General features: G+C 36.9%; 15 protein-coding genes and 1 pseudogene. 12 read left to right on the plus strand and 4 right to left on the minus strand.

The window, feature by feature from the left end; translation table 11 throughout:
- Positions 1–280: pseudogene (locus P20652_RS21445) on the minus strand (NUDIX hydrolase); the annotation flags it as partial.
- Positions 281–767: 487 nt separating this feature from the next.
- Here P20652_RS21445 and P20652_RS10165 point away from each other — a divergent pair.
- The 8 genes from P20652_RS10165 (at position 768) to P20652_RS10135 (ending at position 12,800) form a co-directional block, all read left to right on the plus strand.
- Positions 768–2,036 carry a hypothetical protein gene (locus P20652_RS10165; protein WP_008168356.1) on the plus strand — a complete coding sequence of 423 codons (1,269 nt, stop codon included), beginning with the start codon at positions 768–770 and terminating at the stop codon, positions 2,034–2,036.
- Entirely contained in the window at positions 2,033–3,505 is a 1,473-nt protein-coding gene (locus P20652_RS10160) for a hypothetical protein (RefSeq protein WP_008168358.1), read from the plus strand. The genes P20652_RS10165 and P20652_RS10160 overlap by 4 nt, the downstream gene beginning before the upstream one ends.
- A gap of 41 nt (positions 3,506–3,546) precedes the next feature.
- On the plus strand, positions 3,547–4,041 hold the full coding sequence (locus P20652_RS17950) for a hypothetical protein (RefSeq protein ID WP_139048209.1): 495 nt from the start codon (positions 3,547–3,549) through the stop codon (positions 4,039–4,041).
- The gene (locus tag P20652_RS10155) at positions 4,034–8,209 is read left to right on the plus strand and encodes a DEAD/DEAH box helicase (RefSeq protein ID WP_008168361.1); all 4,176 of its coding nucleotides are present in this window, start codon (positions 4,034–4,036) and stop codon (positions 8,207–8,209) included. The genes P20652_RS17950 and P20652_RS10155 overlap by 8 nt, the downstream gene beginning before the upstream one ends.
- 296 nt (positions 8,210–8,505) lie before the next feature.
- A complete protein-coding gene (nhaA, locus tag P20652_RS10150) occupies positions 8,506–9,870 on the plus strand; it encodes a Na+/H+ antiporter NhaA (protein ID WP_008168362.1) in 1,365 nt (454 codons plus the stop codon).
- A 497-nt stretch (positions 9,871–10,367) separates the two neighbouring features.
- Complete coding sequence (hflK, locus tag P20652_RS10145) at positions 10,368–11,309, plus strand: FtsH protease activity modulator HflK (RefSeq protein WP_008168365.1); 942 nt, start codon at positions 10,368–10,370, stop codon at positions 11,307–11,309.
- Positions 11,306–12,289: a protease modulator HflC gene (gene hflC / locus P20652_RS10140; RefSeq protein WP_008168367.1), complete on the plus strand. Its 984-nt coding sequence runs from the start codon at positions 11,306–11,308 to the stop codon at positions 12,287–12,289. Before hflK ends, hflC begins: the two co-directional genes overlap by 4 nt.
- Positions 12,290–12,341: 52 nt before the next feature.
- Positions 12,342–12,800 (plus strand): hypothetical protein, encoded by a 459-nt coding sequence (locus tag P20652_RS10135; RefSeq protein ID WP_008168369.1) that lies wholly within the window; start codon positions 12,342–12,344, stop codon positions 12,798–12,800.
- Positions 12,801–12,894: 94 nt separating this feature from the next.
- Here the strand turns inward: P20652_RS10135 and P20652_RS17955 are convergent, their stop codons facing one another.
- Positions 12,895–13,098, minus strand: coding sequence for a hypothetical protein (locus tag P20652_RS17955; RefSeq protein WP_033017420.1), 204 nt, complete (start codon positions 13,096–13,098; stop codon positions 12,895–12,897).
- A 749-nt stretch (positions 13,099–13,847) separates the two neighbouring features.
- On the opposite strand from P20652_RS17955, the gene P20652_RS10130 reads away from it, so the two are divergent.
- Complete coding sequence (locus P20652_RS10130; protein WP_008168374.1) at positions 13,848–14,555, plus strand: Crp/Fnr family transcriptional regulator; 708 nt, start codon at positions 13,848–13,850, stop codon at positions 14,553–14,555.
- Between the two features lie 166 nt (positions 14,556–14,721).
- Here the strand turns inward: P20652_RS10130 and P20652_RS10125 are convergent, their stop codons facing one another.
- On the minus strand, positions 14,722–14,913 hold the full coding sequence (locus P20652_RS10125) for a DUF2934 domain-containing protein (protein WP_008168376.1): 192 nt from the start codon (positions 14,911–14,913) through the stop codon (positions 14,722–14,724).
- A gap of 509 nt (positions 14,914–15,422) precedes the next feature.
- Between P20652_RS10125 and P20652_RS10120 the strand changes: the two genes are divergently transcribed.
- Positions 15,423–16,139, plus strand: a complete 717-nt coding sequence (locus tag P20652_RS10120) for an HAD family hydrolase (protein WP_008168377.1) — start codon at positions 15,423–15,425, stop codon at positions 16,137–16,139.
- A 183-nt stretch (positions 16,140–16,322) separates the two neighbouring features.
- Here the strand turns inward: P20652_RS10120 and P20652_RS10115 are convergent, their stop codons facing one another.
- Positions 16,323–17,138 (minus strand): PRC-barrel domain-containing protein, encoded by an 816-nt coding sequence (locus tag P20652_RS10115; RefSeq protein ID WP_008168380.1) that lies wholly within the window; start codon positions 17,136–17,138, stop codon positions 16,323–16,325.
- A 666-nt stretch (positions 17,139–17,804) separates the two neighbouring features.
- Here P20652_RS10115 and corA point away from each other — a divergent pair.
- The gene (corA, locus tag P20652_RS10110) at positions 17,805–18,902 is read left to right on the plus strand and encodes a magnesium/cobalt transporter CorA (protein ID WP_237707110.1); all 1,098 of its coding nucleotides are present in this window, start codon (positions 17,805–17,807) and stop codon (positions 18,900–18,902) included.
- Positions 18,903–19,082: 180 nt separating this feature from the next.
- Complete coding sequence (locus P20652_RS10105) at positions 19,083–19,322, plus strand: SHOCT domain-containing protein (RefSeq protein ID WP_008168384.1); 240 nt, start codon at positions 19,083–19,085, stop codon at positions 19,320–19,322.
- The last annotated feature ends 53 nt before the right edge of the window (positions 19,323–19,375 follow it).

Here is a 19,375-nt window from a genome sequence, read left to right on the forward strand (position 1 = left end):
CGTCTAAAGTTAGGTTTATCGAGTGATTTATTTAAAATCGACTCGTAAATTACTTGTAGCTCAAGCAGGGTACATTTTTCTGGAAGTAAGCTAAAACCAATCGGCTCGTGCCTTACTTTATAACGTAAGTAATCAAGGCCGCTTTTTAAAATATCGGCGTGGTCAAACATTAAAGCCGGTTCACTATTTACATCAAGCTATTCACACTCTAAAGCATTGTTATACTGACAAGATTAGTTTCTTCAAAGCGAACGAGCGAGTAGTAAACAATATTAATCATTCAAATAATAGAAAGCTGCAGTAAGCCAAAATCTATCAGATGTTATAATAAGTTTGAATATGTTAGCTGACGAAGCAATAGATGACGATATTAAATTACAGTTTTTTTAATCTGGAGAACCGCAGTAAAATGTGTATATAGAATATTTTAATTGAACAGTTTATTATGATTGTTAAGTCACGATATCTATTTTGGTATTAGTAGGTTAGAGGTAAAACCATAGATTGGTTATGGAATTATACAAATGTTGAAGTAATTACTACACAGAGATTCTGCTGCTAGACCCCATTGCAATAGTTAGAATATTATAATTCTATTTCAAGAAATAAGTTCTTTATACGATGAACCAATTTTTGCCTTAGCTATTCACAAATCCTTAGGAAGCGACCTCAGATACACCTTACTTTATTCCAATGTAAAAATGCATAAATAATTATGGGCCTATATTAATATTTGGGTCATTTCGAACAAACTTGGAGGTTAAAAAGTGAATACAGAACCATTCTTCAGTAATAAAGATAGTGAGTTATTAAAGCAAGGAAGTGTTCGAGATTATTTAGGATTAGTACCTGTATGGAGTCAAATAGCTAGAAAATTGGAGCCCAACCTCTCAGGCGCTATTGGTTCTTATCGTGGGCTGGAGGCTGTTCTTTTTATTTATTATCTTGAAACAGAACATGTGCCTAAAAGTTTAAATCAGGCCAATGCTTTTCGCGATTTTTTTCGCTATATGGAAGCGCTTATTGAGTACTACCTACATCATTTATTAGAAGTTGCTCCTTGCTATGGTTCACGGTTATTAAAAGGAAATGGTCGAGACGTAGAAATAAAATTCACTAGCGTGACGACAGTTAATGGGCTTTATCAGTTTTATCGTGGTACTTGCCGACGAGCAGGTATGTTATCTAGTAATTGGGAGCTAGATGATGCTGTGGTTAAAATTATTAAACCGATATGCTCAAAATACTCTGCGGGAATTAAGAATCTAATACACCTAATAGAGCAAAAGGTATTAGCCAAAGAAGAATCAATTAAGCCAGAAAAACTGTTTTTAGATAAAGAGATAGCCAATTTATTCGACGCTATATTCACATCTAATGAACTCAAGGCGTATATAAATGAAACCTTATATGCAGATAGTGAACTTGAGTATTATGCGAGTGCTTGTGCTTCTGTATGCTCCCTTCGTGCAGAGCAGGGCTATGATTCCAAGGCCAATCTGGCACAGCACTTAGAAGCATATATTACGGCTAACAAAAAGAACTGGCCATATTTTGGTGCACTCAAAGAGATTAAAGACACCGAACCATTTTTGTCATTGTTAGATGACTGTTTTCAGTTGCTGCAACTGTATGACAGTAGAAAATTATCTGAACTTGAACTTCTGTTAGCTAGAAAAAATATAAAACAGTTAATGCAAATGAAGGCCACTGCATTTCAAAGAGTAGTATCGGGGAACAGTGACTATGAAACTGGTCGATTTAGATTGTTGTTGGATATGGCTAGTATGCTGGAAGGAGCTGATGTAAAAGCATTCTTAGTAGCATTGCTAGGCTATCATCAGACTATTATGAGCAGGCGTAGTGCCGCTCCAATGGTCATTCTAGATGAAGGTAACCTTCGTGTCCTATCTAAAGTTTACATTTCAGATGAGACAATATTGTTAGACTCGATTCTTGATAATAGCCCTTGGAAAAATAGTTATTACATTAATACATCTGCAAGTATATATAAACAACTTAAGGGTGAAAAATGAGTAGTAATTCATTAATTCGCGACGCATTTCAGCAACTAATAGACACCTTTGATGGCGGAAATATAGATTCCCTTTTATTTACGAGTTTTAATTTTTCAGCTAGCTTTTTTGAAAATAATGTATTGCCACTAGCTGCAGGTTGTTCAATCAAAGATGCTGGAAGCATAACGGCAGCACAACTTAATGAGGCATTGGCAAAAACTGAGATTACTGTCGTATGTGACCGTTCTACATTTCCTGAGCCTAAGAGTAATTATCGTTACGGCCAGTTGGCCGTAGGTTTAAAGGGGGCTTTTTTTCATCCAAAGATTATATTGGCAACAGGAACGTTAAAAAATGGAGAGTCTGCAGCAGAGTTAATTGTAGGTAGCTGTAATTTGACACTTAGTGGTTGGGGGTTAAATCGTGAAGTGGCGGGAACTTGTAAAGTAGGTAAGCAGCAAGCTGATAATTTACTACCGCTAATTCAATGGTTATCAAAGAAGGCAAAAGATGAAGTAGATTATCTTAATACTGAAGATGATGATGTTAATGAAGAAGGGAATATTAGGCAGAACCTTAAATCTATAGAAACGTTTCTAACCAATGAGCGTCGGAAAAACATCGATTCAAGCCCTAAATTAATTCTGCGTTTACCTTCCGCAAAGACAAGTAAAACCTACCTTGACTTATTAACCTCCGGCGTAAGCCAGCCAGTTACGTCTTGCCGAATAGTCTCTCCGTTTTGGTCGAATCGTGAAAAACTTGAGCCATTACTTGATACTTTGTTTGAAAAAAAGGGTAGTAAAAATGTAACTTTTGTACCTTCAGTTAATCATGAGGGAAGCTATTGCTTTCCCTCTGATATGCGTGATTTTATCAAAGAGTCCTGTTTTGGTTACGAAGGGTTTGCTAATGATGATCGTTATACCCATGCAAAATATGTCAGTTTAATTACAAAAAATGCAACACATTGTTTTATAGGGTCTGCAAACTTTACTCAAGCAGCTATGGGGAGGTTGGATCAGGGGAATGTAGAAGCGATGTTACATTACCAGATAAAAGGAGCTGCTCCGACAGATATTGGTTTTATTACTCTAAATGAAAGTGATATGAATTGGGCAGATGATTTAGAGGCTGAAGAAAAGGCACCTGAGGCTTCACCTTACGTAACCTATGCATCCTATAATTGGAAAACACAATACTTTAATTGTGTTTTGCAGTGCAGTGAAAAAGCATATAAACGCATTGTAGTTAAAGGACCACGCTTTAATTGTAAGAATTTAGAGTTTAAGAAACAAGCAGATGGCACCTACCTTGCTAGTTTGAAATTGAGTGTTAGACAACCGGTATATCTAATAGAAATCCCCTTTGTCGATCATGATAATAACGAGTTGTGTGTTTACCAAGGGTTGGTAGCGCAATGGAACGCTGAGGAAGATGAGCTTGTTTACAGCCCCAAGCCACAATTATCAAAAATAAATGGATGATCTCAGAGCCCTAGATCCTATGAAAGGTCCAAAAGGTGCTCGTGGTAGCAAAGGTTCGGCAACAGAACCCGGAGAAAAAAGAGGATGAAGAAGAAAGAGAATTCGACTTTTTTTCAATTTATCAGGCTTTTTACAAATTAAGAAAATACTTCCTCAGTCACCCCGAGAAAGATCCTTTTAATAGTGGGACGGTGTTTTCTATTGCGCTCATGTTTCGCGCAATCAGTCTTGAAATTGACAATAGAATGTTAAAACCTGGTGAGCTGAATAATGAAGACGTAATTTATTATTTTATATTTCTTAGTGAATTAGTATCAACCGCAAAAGTGTTGGCTACTAACTCTACTTTTGAGAATAGTAGTGTTTTGATAGATAAAATTGAAATGATTGTAGCCGACTTAGAACTTCCTTTTAAACAGTTGATGAGTGAATCAAGAATACTAAAACAGTTTCTTCAATCTGACTCTATTGATCAAAGTGCTGTCGAGGCGATATTAGGATGGTTCAAGGAGCAGGTGGATTATACACATGGATAATACAATTAAAGATAAGTTAGAATCTGAAGCTTCATACATTCGCAAATACATAGCATTTAATGGTACAGGTGACGAAGATCATAGCGATCAAGCGAAGATGCAAAGCATAGGAGTTGCAGCGTTATGGCACCGAATTCAAGAAAATAATTTTGCATATTTAGCTGATGAAGTAGGGATGGGGAAGACTCGCCAAGCTATGGGGGTTATTGCGACTCAGTTCTTAAATAAGCCTAATTCACGGGTTGTAATAATTTGCCCTGGAAGGCCTTTACAAGAGCAGTGGAAATCAGAGTGGAATTTATTTGTGTCAGGCTGTTTACGTTTTAATGATGGCATATTGAAATCAGCTTTGGATAGTAGCGTTAAGCAGCCTTTAGTTTTGCATGATCGCTTAGCTGAGTTTGCAAATTCATTATTACTTGATGAAGAACGATTACATCTTTTACGCTATTCCTCATTCAGCCGCCCAATTGGCTTTAATGGCAAAGATTCTCAAGAACAAATTAAAGCGTTGTACAAGAAAAAATTAAATGAAATTGGCATTACAGATATCAATGATAAAGAAGAAGAAAAAATTGATTCTGTTGATATGAAAAATGATGACTGGAGAAAGGGACTAACTGCTTATTTAAATACTCAATATGCACGTCGGATACAAATATTGTTTAATGAAGATACTCGACCTATTGATCTTATTGTTTGTGATGAGGCGCAGTATCTTCGCCATACTGGGAATTCTAGAAATAAACATCTAAATTTATCGCTTGGCTCTAAACCTAATAAATGGTTGTTTTTAAGTGCTACTCCACTACATAGCGGACAAGGTGATATTAAAAGCCTTGACCATTATATTTGTACACATCAGCGGGATAGTAAAACCTATGAGTGCGCTGACGAATCATGCGTTAATATCAGTGCGAGGATGCAAGGGACACTAAAAGGCCAAAGTAAGGCTGATGTGATAGATGTATTAGATGATTTTCTTGTCAGACGACCCCGATACTATAGTGACTCTATCAATGAAAACTATGACAAGGTTAATTATCGAAACTATAAAACGGATGCAGCCGTTGCAACCAATGATGCATTTTCAAGCATGGTTACTGCATTGGTTCAAAAACGATTGGTTAAGTCTTTAAGTGGTCAAAATAATAGATTTCGCCAGGGAGAATGCTCGTCTTTTGAATCTTTAGCCAGTTCGGTTAAAAGTGTTGTGCATAAAAATGTTGACGGCATCTCGTATACAAAACCAGAAATAGAGCCTTCAGGAAATAACTATGACTCGGATGTGCCACCAGATCGCGGTGATATAGATCAGTTGAATAATTCACTAAGACAAGTGCTGGTTGATAATAAGCTTACTACTGAAAAAGGTGCAGAGTTAAAGAATATACCACACCCTAAACTCTATCATGTTGTTGATCAACTGGTGGAAAACTGTTTGAAGAATGCACCAAACCATAAAACATTGGTATTTGTTAGACGTTTAGCGACTGTAGAAGAGTTGATCGATTTATTGAAACAACGCTTTCAAAAACTGATTGATATGCGAATTGATAAATGGCCATCCATTATTGAGGGGCTTCAGATCAACGATGGGAAGAAGCGTACATTTTCAAGTTCTAATGACTTTTGGAATATGAACGATCCTGCCGACGGTGTTGATTTAATTGAAACCGAGCAAGAAGACGGTGATGCCAATTTTGATGAGCCCGATCTACCGTACTACGAAGCAATAAGCAAAAACAATCATAAACAAGAACGCAATGGGATGTTGTATTCATTTTTAACCCGTTTATTACAACCGTCAAGTGCAGATGGTAAAAGACACAGTCCATTAGCATTTCTGGTTCCTAGTGAGGGGGAACAAGTTAATCACTGTGAGTCACCTGTATGGAACAACCTATTAAATGTTATTTTTGATGGAGGTGATAAACGGCCTGCTTGGTTGACTCAACAAAAGCATGCTGAGGATATATTGAAGCTTAAGCGTTGTATTTTACAGAGTATGCGTCGTTCTGATTTCATCGTTGATCTATATATACTGAATGGATTTACGAATATCAAAGGAGCTAATACTTTAAGTGATAAGCTTATTTGGATCCTCCAAAAGAGTAAGGATAGCGACCTTAAGTCAATATCTATTGATTTACATGATTATTTCAACAATTGGCGAAAGCGACTTAAAGAATGGTGCCTTCACTTCGATCTAATAAAATCAAAATGTTTTAAGAGTAACACAACTGAAATTGATGCTGAGTTTAGCCGGATGGGTCCTGTTGTAGGACGTTCTGGAAATATTTCAAATAAATATGCAGTAACTCAGTTTAAAATGCCTTGTTATCCAAATATTCTTATATGCACTGATGTGTTAAAAGAGGGTGTAGACATGCACCTGTTTTGTGATGAGGTTATTCACTACGGTGTAGCTTGGACTTCTGGCGATTTAGAGCAACGTATAGGTCGTGTAGACAGGCTTAACAGTTTAATCAATCGACGTATTAATAGTCATTCAAAAAGTAGAGATTTAGCTCCTAAATTAAAAGCTGGATTCCCTTTCTTAGCTGGCACCTTGGATCAGTATCAAGTAAAACGCGTTGTGAATGAAAAGATGTTAAGTGATCTTCGAATGGACTTTGGTAAGCGTGAAGATGAGATTAAAGACATTTCAGTTGATGATGTTTTTAACAATATGTCATCAAAAAGAGGCCTTTCCTCAGTGCTTAAAATAAGAGAGTTTATCCCTAAATCACTTCAGATGAAAAATGGGTTGCTTAAAGAAAACTCTTTTCCATTTAGTCATTGTAATATCAATCAGCAGTTGAAAAAGCGTGAATATAACCAAACTAATATCACTGTAAAAGATATTTATCCAATGCCTGCATTAGTTGTTCAATACGAATGTGTCAAAGAACAAACCTCATACGCTAGAACGCTAGGCGATAATCTCAAAACAAAATGGAAATACAAGAAAGTAAATAGAAAGCTACGGTGGATAGAAAGTTATGAGGTCTTGGTACCTCTAGGTTTGACTGAAAATGAAATGTCTTCAGTTGTAGCCGCTCTTACAAGCTCAGAATATACGGTGGAACCTACACCAGTATTTTCGCTTCCTGAAGCCAAAAGTTTTGAATTTAATAAAGCCTTAAATACGCTTGCTATGACCGTTACTCACGACGCGCCTTTCAAGCAAACCACAGATAGAAAGCAAATGATTATGCTTGAAAATCTTGGAAGCTTTTTACTAGTGAGATCGCCTATTGTTTCTATTGCAGATCTAGGGTTGGATGATAAAGAATTAGCGACATGGATAGGTGAGCAAAATAACAAACGGAATTGGGGTTATATTAATGACCATAATGATGTCATTTGGTATTGCTGCTTAATTTTTTATCCAGAAAAGCTAGGTACTCGTTTTGATGATATGACACATCGTATTTCTGAAACGGCTGATCGCCTTCAACAATTATTCACAGCACAGGATAATGAAAGTTGGACTTATAAAGCAAACAGTTCTTTTAATCAGATTACAGGAGGTGCAGTTACCAATGACCAAGTTATCCATAAAATAAGAAAAGATAAAAGCTTCCGTGCTGATATTGGACGTTGGCATAAAAACATCTTTGACCAAGTTCTTACTAGACTTGCTGGTGAAATGGGCATAGACGATGAATTAATATTTAATAATATTTTAAAAAGTGAGCAGTTATTACGTAACGGAACTATTCATTTGTCTATGCCACCAACGCCAGCATTAAGGTTTTGTTTACAGTCATTTCTTGATATGAGTAAAAACGATATTGCAGGAATAAAGTCAGGTGAACCTATTTTAGTCTGGGAATTGGCTATAAGCACTGCGATAAACGGAAGGTCTCCACAATTAATTATGGATGATTATGTTGATCTTCCCCATATGGACAATGATGGATACTGGTCAGAAGTTGATACTTTTAATAGTATTAAAGTTTATACCTGTCAGAATGATGAAAAGAAAATCCGGTGGTTTGCAATATATCATCCAGCATTGATGCTGGATGGAAGAAATGAATTGTTTTTAACCGCTTGGGCTAATGTTATCCAACGAATGAGAGGTAATACTTCTAAGTTTATGAAGCAAGCTTGCGCCAATGACTTTAAACACTTTTCAACAGATAATATTGATTCATAGCAACTGTAGCGTCAGATTTTGTAATGGTCTAATGAAACTGGACAGGTTTATAGCATAAAATGAGCTAAACCGAAAAGGTATCAATATGACCAGAAAATCAAGAGTCACACTTATTGCACCGCAGAAACTTGAATATGCCAAATTAATGGTAGAAGAAGACTATACCAATAAGCAAGAATTGAAAAACTGTGGCCAAATTTTATTGACCACTACAGTAGACTGATAGTAAAACTGGAGAACTTAAATCTTAAAAGTTTTAATAAAACGAACACCCACAATTTATAAGGCTACCTGATATGCCTAACGATTCTAAAAACATACTAAATCGTGGCTTAGACTATATGCACGACCCATTTTCTAATTTTATGCGTGCTCAAACCACCTCTAGTTTGTTTCTTCTGGTATCTACAATCATTGCACTATGGTGGGCAAATTCAGCTTATTCAGCTACCTATCTGAACTTAGTGCATACGCCTATTGGCGTCTCTCTAGGAAACTTTGAACTACAAACCTCTCTTAAACACATTATTAATGATGGTTTGATGGTGATATTTTTCTTATTGCTTGGGCTTGAAATAAAACGAGAGGTACTTGCTGGAGATTTAGCTGAGCCTAAAAATAGACACATGCTCATTTTTTGCGCCATAGGCGGAATGGTCGTGCCAGCTGGTATTTATTCGCTGTTTAACTGGGGGCAAGATTCATTGATTGGTTGGGGTATACCCATGGCAACCGATACTGCGTTTGCATTAGGTGTGCTTACAATTGTAAGAAAACATATACCAACAAGCTTGTTGGCCTTTATTGTAGGTCTTGCGATTGTTGACGATGTGGGGGCAATACTCGTTATTGCTGTGTTTTATACCCAAGAAATATCAGTGATGTATTTGTCATGCGCCGTTGTTCTATTTGCTTTTTTAGTAGCCGCCAATTATGCCGGAATAAGGCAGCCGCTTTTTTACATTGTCATTGGTCTTGCCACCTGGTGGATGATGTTACAGTCAGGTGTGCATCCTACTGTAGCAGGTGTTGCTATTGCTTTAACAGCTCCTGCACGCTCAATGTTGGGCTCAGGAAAGTCGCTTGAAAAGGCAAAAACAACCATTACCTCTATGCAAAAAGAAATAGAGAAAGTAGATGTTCTGGCTAGCAGGCAGGATCATAAACAGGTACTCGAAATTCGTGATTTAGCCGAAAATGCAGGTACACCTTTGCGTCGGTGGGAAGATGTGCTACACCTGCCTGTCGCACTGTTTATTTTACCGCTGTTTGCTTTAGTTAATGCGGGTGTGGTTTTTAACTTTAGTTCATTTGTTGAGAGCCTCAGTGATCCCGTTGGTTTAGGTATTATTAGTGGTCTTGTTGTTGGTAAGTTTATTGGTATTTCGGGTGCGTGTTGGCTTGCTTTACGCTACAAAATAGGTTGCTTGCCAGAGGGTATCAATCTTCAGCATGTTATCGGTGCTTCACTTATCGCCGGGATTGGATTCACCATGTCTACTTTTATTGCTACGTTGGGGTTTGATGGGCAAGCCGAGCATCTTCATAACGCAAAAACATCGGTTTTAGTGGCTTCGGTTCTTTCTGCAATACTTGGGGTTTTATATATTCGAGTGGTTGCCTCAAAAAAGACCAATAAATCAATTAATTCAACGCCATAATAGGGCGTGAAGGGGCTAATGGGTATTCAATAGTGTGTACTCATTAGTTTTACTTAACCCTTTATTTATCAATTAAACCTATTGTTTAAAACACGCTATGTGTTGTAGCGAACAGACCAATTAAAATAAATACGCTAATGTCTTACTAAGGTTTATTGGCTTTAAATTAATCTATAAGTGCATGAATTTAAACCTTAAAACTATTCCTTAAATCATTACCCCTAAATTATTACCCTTAAATTATACAGAGGAAGTTATCACCTAGATTGCGAAGCACGCTAGCGCTTATGACAATCTAAAGTAGTAATAAGGCTCCATATTTTTGGTTTCTTAAAAAGGAGAATATTATTTCTACACAAAACGAAAATAATCCAAATTCTAAAAGTAAAAGCGGTCCGCCAGATATCGATAAAGTGATGAGTGGTGCGCTGCAAAAGTATAAGAAGCTGCTGAGTGGAAAATTTAGCACAAGTTTAACCATAGTATTGTTTTTGGGATTGATTGCTACAGGCTATAGCGCAGTCTATACCGTTCCCAGTGATTCAGTTGCTTTGGTATTAAGGTTTGGTAAGTTTCAAGAAATTCTGCCTGCGGGCTTACATGTAAAAATCCCATTAGGTGTTGATCACGTCACAATAGTGCCTACTAAGCGTCAATTAAAGCAGGAGTTTGGTTTTTCTACTCCTGGAGCCTCCGACCCTGATCAAAATATTAATCCTGAAAATAATATTCGCGCATTTGCGCCAAAAATTTCACCTGCAACAAATCAACGCGAAGAAACTCAAATGGTAACGGGCGATTTAAACACTGCGCTGATTGAATGGGTAATTCAATATCGGATAGCCGATCCCCAAAAGTACTTATTTGAGGTGCGCGACCCGGCAGGCACTTTACGATATGTGTCTGAATCAGTTATGCGTGAAGTTGTAGGCGATAGAACTGTAGATGAAGTAATTACCATTGGCAGGCAAGGGATTGAAATTGAGGCATTACAAAAAATGCAGGCATTGGCAACCAAATATGTAATGGGGATTAGTATTGATCAGGTTCAACTAAAAAATATTAACCCACCCGTACCAGTACAAGGGTCGTTCAATGAAGTTAATCAGGCTCAACAAGAAAAAGAAAAGTTGATTAACGAAGCGCGTCGCGAATATAACCGCGTTATTCCGCTTGCTGAGGGGGAGCGCGACCAACGAATAAGAGAAGCCGACGGTTATCGCCTTAAGCGAGTTAATGAAGCTGAAGGCGACGCTCTGCGTTTTAATGCGCTGTTTGCACAGTACCAACTGGCACCTGAGGTAACACGCAGACGAATATATATAGAAACAATGACAGATGTTATGCCAACGATAAAAAATAAAATTATTATAGATAGCGAAGCACGCGGTGTATTACCTTTACTCAATTTAACGTCACTAAAAGGACAGCAGCCATGAAATCTTATTTAATCGTTGGCAGCAGTATTTTAGCTGCACTTGTAGGGGCTACTTTGTATAGCGCTTTATATACGGTTAACGAAGTAGAGCAGGTCGTTATTACTCAGTTTGGTAAACCGGTTGGAGAGCCAATTAGAGAGGCGGGTATTCAACTCAAAATGCCTTTTGTTCAACAAGTTAATTTTATTGATAAGCGCGTGCTGGAATGGGAAGGAACACCTTCTGATATGCCGACCAAAGATAAGCTTTATATTTCTGTAAGTCTTTATGCGCGGTGGCAGGTTACCGATCCGTTGCAGTATTTTTTACGCTTAGGTGATGAGCGAAGCGCACAGTCTAGGCTCGATGATATTTTTGGTAGTGAAACGCGTAATGCAGTAGCGACACATGAATTAATCGAAATTATTCGTACAACGAAAGGTCGCCAACCTTTGCGTGACTCGTCACTCACCGAGGCTGAAAAAGAGCAGAATATTGGTAGTTTAGTGCCTATAAGCATGGGACGTTTAGTTGTCGAGCAAGATATATTTAATGAGGCGGCAAAAAAAGTGCGCGTATTTGGTATTGAGCTTATGGATATTCGCTTTAAACGTATTAATTATAATGAAAGTGTACGCCCTAAAATCTATGAACGTATGATCAGCGAACGTCGTCAAATAGCAGAACGCTTTTTGTCAGAAGGAAAAGGCGAAGCTGCCCGTATACAAGGTAACAGAGAGCGAGACTTAGATAAAATTCAATCTGAAGCCTACCGAGCAGTAACAGAAATTAGAGGTAAAGCTGATGCTAAAGCAGCCGCTATTTACGCCTCAGCCTATAACAAAAATGATCAAGCAGTCGCATTCTATGCATTCACCCGTTCGTTGCAGGCGCTTGAACTTGCCCTTAGCCAAAACACAACATTGGTATTATCGACCGACAGTGAGCTATTTCAGTATTTACAACACACTCAGGCGAGTGAGCCTAATCCTAAAAATTAGCATGCTTCATATTTAAATATTGTATAGATATCATCAAACTTAGGAGCAATAAATGCAAATTGAAACAATTAGAGATGTACTCAATTGGACCGTTTTATTTCACAAAAACTTAAAAAATAGCCTAAACCAGAGCTCTAAACAAAATAAGGATGAGGGAGCACGAATGATGCTTCGCTACCTATCTGAGCATGAGGAGAGTTTAGAGAATATTGTACAAGGATTTGAAAATACGGCAGACGAAAAAGCGCTAAACACCTGGTGTTTTGATTACATCGAAAAGCACTCAATTATTGAGCGCGTTGATTGCAACTCACTCTTTGAAGAGCTCGATATCTCGGACATTATGGAGAAAATAGTAAACCATCATGAACAAGTTATTGAGTTATACATTCATATATATTCTCGTGTAGATATCGAAAGCGCAAAAACGTTGCTTGATACAATAAAAGATATTGAAGAAAATGAGATAAAAAGAATTGTGCAATCGGCTAACCGATTTTCAGATATGTAATCGATAGGAGAAGCTGACAATATTTCTGAAAAATGTCAGTTTGACCAAAAATATGTTTAGCTAATTTTTTGTACTATAGCGCAACCAGTTAAATTTATTTTGTTACTGGAATATCATTTAATAGCTTTATGATAGCGCTGTTATTACCGAGTTTAGCTAAGTCTAACAGGTAGCTTTTTTCTAGCTCTTGCATTGACTGATTTGCTAATAATTCTTTTACCGATTGTTCTTCCCCATTTGCTATTGAAGTTTCTAAGGCTGCAAAGTTTGCGATTGAGTGTTGAATTTCATTAGTCATAATAAGTCCCGTTCGTTGTGTTTTTTTAAAGCTGTTTACTGGCGTATATTCAAGCTTGGCTTGATTTTTACAAAGGGTAATATGGGTTGGCATTGTTAGGGTGCAAGGGAGCGAGTAATTGGATTAATTTATCATCGCTATTTACTAAATGCTGTTACCAAGACGACATTGTTTGCTTAGCGCTCATTATTAGCTGCACTAACTTTGCACCTACTGAATCAATAGCGCACCATTAAAAATGTTCATAAAGTTTATCTTATTGCTGAATACATACACCAACATATATCAAGCTACGTTAAGGGTCGGTTCGTAAACCCACATAGTCTAATAGTAGTGTTCGATTTTTTTATAACAGGGAGTTGTCGCTATATTGTGGTGTAGATTATCTTTAACCCCCATCAATCATTATGGATATATATCAACTAAAGGCAGATAAATTTAAACTATGTGTGTTAGCGTACATATTCGCCTTGTTATATTGAGTATTTTATTATTTAAGTGAAGTACAGCTGGGAGTGTCGGCTTATATTTAAAGTGGATAAGCATTTAAAGGCACCTTAAAATTCTTTAATAAAAATAGGACAATTTTTATTATCAAAAAGCAACGACCTTTCATTTTTAGCGCCTAATAACTGTATAAACAAATCCGAGTTTATTATTAAAACATCCTGACTTACATGCTTTCAAAGCCATTACTTTTAGGTTTTATTAGTTATAAGTTGGGCATATAAAAAGGAAATTCACACTCGATGGGTCAATTGAAGAACACACTGCTTAATGCTTTATCTACTGACGCACAACACCGCATGTTTCCGCTTTTAAAGCGAGTCAATTTATCCCTTGGAGAAGTTATTTATGAAACAAGTGAAAAGCTCGATTACGTTTATTTTCCAATAGATAGTATTGTTTCATTATTGTATGTGATGATTGATGGCTCATCTGCTGAAATATCAGTTATCGGTAATGAAGGAGTTGTAGGTATAGCTGTATTTATGGGGGGAGAAAGCACCCCCAATCGGGCTATTGTGCAAAGTGCTGGTACCGCTTATCGCTTACCCGCTTGTGAGTTACGCAGGCAATTTGATAGCGAGCCTGATATGCGTATGCTCATGTTACGTTACACGCAATCATTGATTACCCAAACGGCGCAAACCGCAGTTTGTAATCGTCATCATAGTATAGTGCAGCAACTTAGCCGCTGGCTTTTACTCTCGATTGACCGTTTACCGAGTAATAATTTAATAATGACTCAAGAGTTAATAGCAAATATGTTAGGCGTAAGACGCGAGGGAGTAACTGAGGCCGCTGGTAAACTACAAAAGCTAGGCGTTATTACTTATAAACGTGGTCATATTAGTGTGATAGACCGACCTCAATTAGAGTCCCAGTCTTGCGAGTGCTATGAGGTTGTAAAAAGAGAAACAGACAGGTTGGAGTCTTATATGGAAAAAACCTAACACGAAAGAACTATCCATTATCAGTTAATATATTTTGGTATCTAATAAGTTTATTTACATAAAAATAAAATCCGGTAATAGCTTCAAAACAGCCCAGCAAGTTGCTCATTGAGCCTGGGCTTTAAAATTTGTATATGTTCTGCTGTTGTGGGCTTTTACATTTAACCTACTTTGGTGGTTGTCCGTCTACTTCCTTTTCAGCTTCAAGCCAATCATCTAAGTGATTGTCACCGTTAAAGTCACGATCACTGGCTAATGAGTAAGCTTTAGCTTCAATCATGTCATGTCGACTAAGACCTTCTTTATTAAAATTAGATTTAGTTTTTGATACTGAATTACTTGAGATGTTATTACTCATGTGATTATTCCTAAAATATTACTCGATAAAATAAAAACTTAATACCAAATTAAAACATTGAATGTAGTTACATTATTCTCAATCTTAAATTGAATGTAAGCTCGATTTATCATAGTAATACCAATGTGCAATAATACTGATTGATTTGAGGGCTTAAACCTGACGCTAACCGTGTTAAAAATTTCTGCCTTGTTATCGACACGGTTTTCTTACCTCAAAATAGCTCACCTAATTAAGCAAATTGGTATAAAAGCAGTACTACATATAGCTTAAAAGACTATTCTACAATTTGTATGACCGCTTTATCCTAATGCCTTTGTAATTTTGAGTCTGTGCCACAGCGAACATAAATTACCCATTATCTGTATTTATGGTGATTTTGAGAAGGTGACGAGTGGTAAACATATTTACTTTTATAATATGCTGTTTGGCGCGATACCGTACAGAGTCAATATTAATGAACTCATATAATAAAATATAAAGCACTTAAATTATTTTAAGGACAGCGCGTGCACACAGTTCCCGATATCGTATTTTTACTGGATGTTGATAACACTTTGCTCGATAGCGATACTATTTTAAGCCATCTGAAAGATTTTTTAGAAGGTGAATTTGGCTGTGAAAATAGTGACCATTACTGGTCTATTTTTGAAAAACTTCGTAAGGAACTCGGTTATGCCGACTATTTGGGCGCACTACAGTGTTATCGAATGGAACATTCTGATGATTCGAGATTGCATCTGATTTCTTCTTTTTTAATTAATTATCCTTATAAAGAAAGGCTTTATCCTAACGCACTTGCTGTGATTGAACATTTACAAAAATTTGGCCCCACCGTTATTTTGTCTGATGGCGATATTGTATTACAACCACTTAAAATTTTACGCTCCGGTTTATGGGATGCAGTGGAGGGAAGAGTGTTGATATATGTTCACAAAGAGCAAAGGCTTGCAGCAATAAAAGAGCAGTATCCCGCAAAACATTATGTAATGGTGGATGATAAATTACGTATTTTAGCTGCTATGAAAGCGCAGTGGAAAAATGATTTAACAACTATATTTCCACGTCAAGGACATTATGCCCACGATATTAAGCAGTTACTTACCTATCGAAAAGCGGATACGAGTATTAATAGTATAAGTGATTTACTCAACTACGGTTTTTCTTATAAAGTGGATTTAATTGAATACAATTTAAACTCGAATCAAAAATTGTTTTTATATTGATGTGTATTGCTGTGTATTGCTCTTATTTTATTTGAATTTTATCTGAGTTTTACAAATAGCATTTGGAGGAAATGTTTTTAAGTATAAAAGCAAATATCGTCCTTGAATATTTGCCTGGTAAGAGTGTTATAAAAGGCAGATTAAGACACGCTTGTTTTGGAATTTGTGCCTGTTTAAGTTTGTTTATTTTACTGTTTTAGCAATTTTTCCCCAGTATGCAGCAAGTTCATAGTGATGAAAAACAGCTGCTTCAAAGTCCTGAGTTATCTCTTTATTTGGCTCATATACCGGCGCATCTTTTATCGCTTTACGAACTAAATCAGTTGAAATTGAGTTGTCGAGCCATTGCACTTCGTAAATCCATGCTGACGGGATAAGTGCTTGATGTCCTCCCCACCAATTGCTCGTCTCAACAATTAGGTAACGAACCGCCCATGTATTTTCTTCAACTAAAAATCCTGATACATGGCCAATGTCTCCGTCTTTAGCGTGTATGTTATAGCCAATAATAGCTTTGCAACTACGAAGATTAGGATCCCCTTTTTGATCATGCTGACTTTTTATACTTTTATGAATTAGATTTGCGCTGCGGGCACCTTCGACACTATGTTCAAAAATGTCATTACCAGGATATAAGGAGTAGGGATATATCCCGCTTCCCCAAAAATTAGTACCGATCCAGTAGTACGGGTATCCATAGTAGTCTAGGTAATTCATTTCATGTTGTCGTGAAACGGGTTTATTAGTATCAATACCAGGACTATTTTTAACTTGGTCTTTACTGATTAAAACAGGGAAAATCTTTTCATCCCAATTTGGGTTTTGCACCGCAATAGGAGAAATTAAAACTTTGCGACTCGATAGCCACGTGCCTGTTTCTACAACAAAATAACGTATCACCCATGCTAGGTCATCAAACAAAAAATCTTTTTCTTTGCCTACAATACCGTCACTAGCAGCGATTGCACAACCTTCTAAGTCTTTCATACTACGTAACATAATAACGATCCTTTTTAGTGGGTTATTTGCATTTGTAATGCATTATTTTTGCAGTTTTTAACGCGCTTTTACTTATCAAGTGCTTTCTTATGATTTAGGGCACGTTTATCTTTTGAGGTTAAACATGCGCAGCCCTTTGGGTTCGTCCTAGAGCGTGAGCAGGATGCGGAAGCTTTGCTCGGTATTTAACGAGCCCGCTAGGTTGCAAACCTTGCGCCGCGATTAAATAGCCCCTAGATAGAACAACTTTCTATCTTAAAAGGTCAGTAGTCCCTAATCCTTATCTATAAAAATCCATGCTTTTATAAGCTGTAAAGTACACACGATAAGAAGATGAATACCTCCAGTCTCGGCTTTTTAAAAACAAAGGTCTGTGCGCTGACGAACAAGCAATGTTATTTTTCATTGATTTTTAGATAGCGCTATAACAAGAATAATTAGAACGTGGGAAGTGTATTTTTAAAACTGACATTATATTTGAGTGATAGCGCACGGACTCTATGCTTATTTTTGAGTAGCGTAGCTTTTTGTCTGACTTTTATTCGCGCTGTAAGTGTTGAGAATACTCACTTTATTCAGCTAACTTTAAATAAAGTAATCGAGCATATAATGTTAATACATAATAAAAAGAGAAAGTTGGGTGCTCCAGCATTGGGGCTATATAACGTGCGCAAGTCGAGAAAACATAAATATAACACTATTTCTGAGCAGTCTCCCAAAGTTGAATGTGTTGCTGGTGTTTTAGCGCCAACAAGATCAAACAATGCTGTTATACGTTATATAGATTATTCAGCTAGTCGTATAGAAGCCAAAGAGGTTAGCGATATTGATGAGTTTTTAAAAACGCCTCAACCTGAGTGGGCAACAGTGAGGTGGATCCACGTGAGTAATACAGACGCTTATATTGTTGGTTTACTTCAACATCATTTCGCATTTCATACGCTCACCGCAGAAGATATTTTACATGTTCCTCAGCGACCTCGTATCGAATTTTTTGACGATCATTTATTTGTTGTATTAAGCATGTTGAAGCTAGAGACGCATGAGCCTAATAATACAATCCTTGATATTGAGCAAGTTAGCTTACTTTTATATGACAATGTTTTACTGAGTTTTCAAGAAAAACCAGGAGACGTGTGGCAATCCGTTCGCGGTCGTCTACATACAGAAAATCGTCGTATTCGCAAAAATGGTACTGGTTATTTACTTTATGCATTACTTGATGAACTGGTTGATAAATGTTTTCCGGTACTTGAACAATATGGCGATATCCTTGAGGAACTTGAAGTAACGACACTTGAAAATCCAACTCCCCACATACTGCATCATATCCATAGTATTAAACGAGAATTGGCATTATTAAGAAGAATTGTTTGGCCTATGCGAGAGGTTATCGACCATTTGTATCGCGAGGAAGGAGGCAGAATAGATGACTCTACGCGACCTTATCTTAGAGATGTGTATGAGCATAATATTCAAATTGTTGAAATTATTGAGTCATACCGTGAAATGGTAAGCGGTTTAAGTGAGCTATACATGTCAGCTATTTCAAACCGTATGAATGAAATTATGAAAGTGCTTACTATTATATCTTCTGTTTTTATACCGTTAACATTTATAGCTGGAATTTATGGAATGAACTTTAAATACATGCCAGAGCTAAACTGGACTTGGGCATATCCCGTTTTGTGGTGTGTTTTTATTGTGATAACGGCAGCAATGATATTTATTTTTTGGCGTAAAGGTTGGCTTAATAGAAATTAACTTTAATAGAAACAAAATTTAATAGAAACAGTAAGTAAATACTCAATAAAACAACTACTTATGATTAACAATAATAAATGCGTACGCTAGCGAACAGAACCAATAATATGACTCACTTACACTCATTGTATTAATTGGGGTGTAAGTGTTTTGCGCTCCATATATTAAGTGGAGATTAAAATGGGTCATGAATTTTGGAGTGAGTGGTACTCAGGTTGGGGTTGGTTTTTATGGTTTGGTATGTGGTTATTGCTCATATCGAGTTTAAGCCATTGGGGTTATAGCTACCGAACTCATAGACGCTATGGGTTAGAGTCTAATAAAACAGCAATTGATATTCTTAATGAAAGATACGCCAGCGGCGATATTGACAAAAAAGAGTTCGAGCAAAAAAAACAGGACATAACTACCACTGCGTAGTTAGTGCGCTGGCTAATCATCGCCATGCTCTTATATTGAGCATGGCTTAAGCA

This window comes from Pseudoalteromonas sp. BSi20652, from assembly GCF_000239855.1.
Taxonomy (GTDB): Bacteria; Pseudomonadota; Gammaproteobacteria; order Enterobacterales; family Alteromonadaceae; genus Pseudoalteromonas.

What these genes read in the sequence shown, in the direction of transcription:
- P20652_RS10160 (WP_008168358.1), top strand. Translation starts at nt 2,033, where the DNA reads ATGAGTAGTAATTCATTAATTCGCGACGCATTTCAGCAACTAATAGAC.
- P20652_RS10155 (WP_008168361.1), top strand. Translation starts at nt 4,034, where the DNA reads ATGGATAATACAATTAAAGATAAGTTAGAATCTGAAGCTTCATACATT.
- nhaA (WP_008168362.1), top strand. Translation starts at nt 8,506, where the DNA reads ATGCCTAACGATTCTAAAAACATACTAAATCGTGGCTTAGACTATATG.
- hflC (WP_008168367.1), top strand. Translation starts at nt 11,306, where the DNA reads ATGAAATCTTATTTAATCGTTGGCAGCAGTATTTTAGCTGCACTTGTA.
- P20652_RS10135 (WP_008168369.1), top strand. Translation starts at nt 12,342, where the DNA reads ATGCAAATTGAAACAATTAGAGATGTACTCAATTGGACCGTTTTATTT.
- P20652_RS17955 (WP_033017420.1), bottom strand. Translation starts at nt 13,098, where the DNA reads ATGACTAATGAAATTCAACACTCAATCGCAAACTTTGCAGCCTTAGAA.
- P20652_RS10130 (WP_008168374.1), top strand. Translation starts at nt 13,848, where the DNA reads ATGGGTCAATTGAAGAACACACTGCTTAATGCTTTATCTACTGACGCA.
- P20652_RS10125 (WP_008168376.1), bottom strand. Translation starts at nt 14,913, where the DNA reads ATGAGTAATAACATCTCAAGTAATTCAGTATCAAAAACTAAATCTAAT.
- P20652_RS10115 (WP_008168380.1), bottom strand. Translation starts at nt 17,138, where the DNA reads ATGTTACGTAGTATGAAAGACTTAGAAGGTTGTGCAATCGCTGCTAGT.
- P20652_RS10105 (WP_008168384.1), top strand. Translation starts at nt 19,083, where the DNA reads ATGGGTCATGAATTTTGGAGTGAGTGGTACTCAGGTTGGGGTTGGTTT.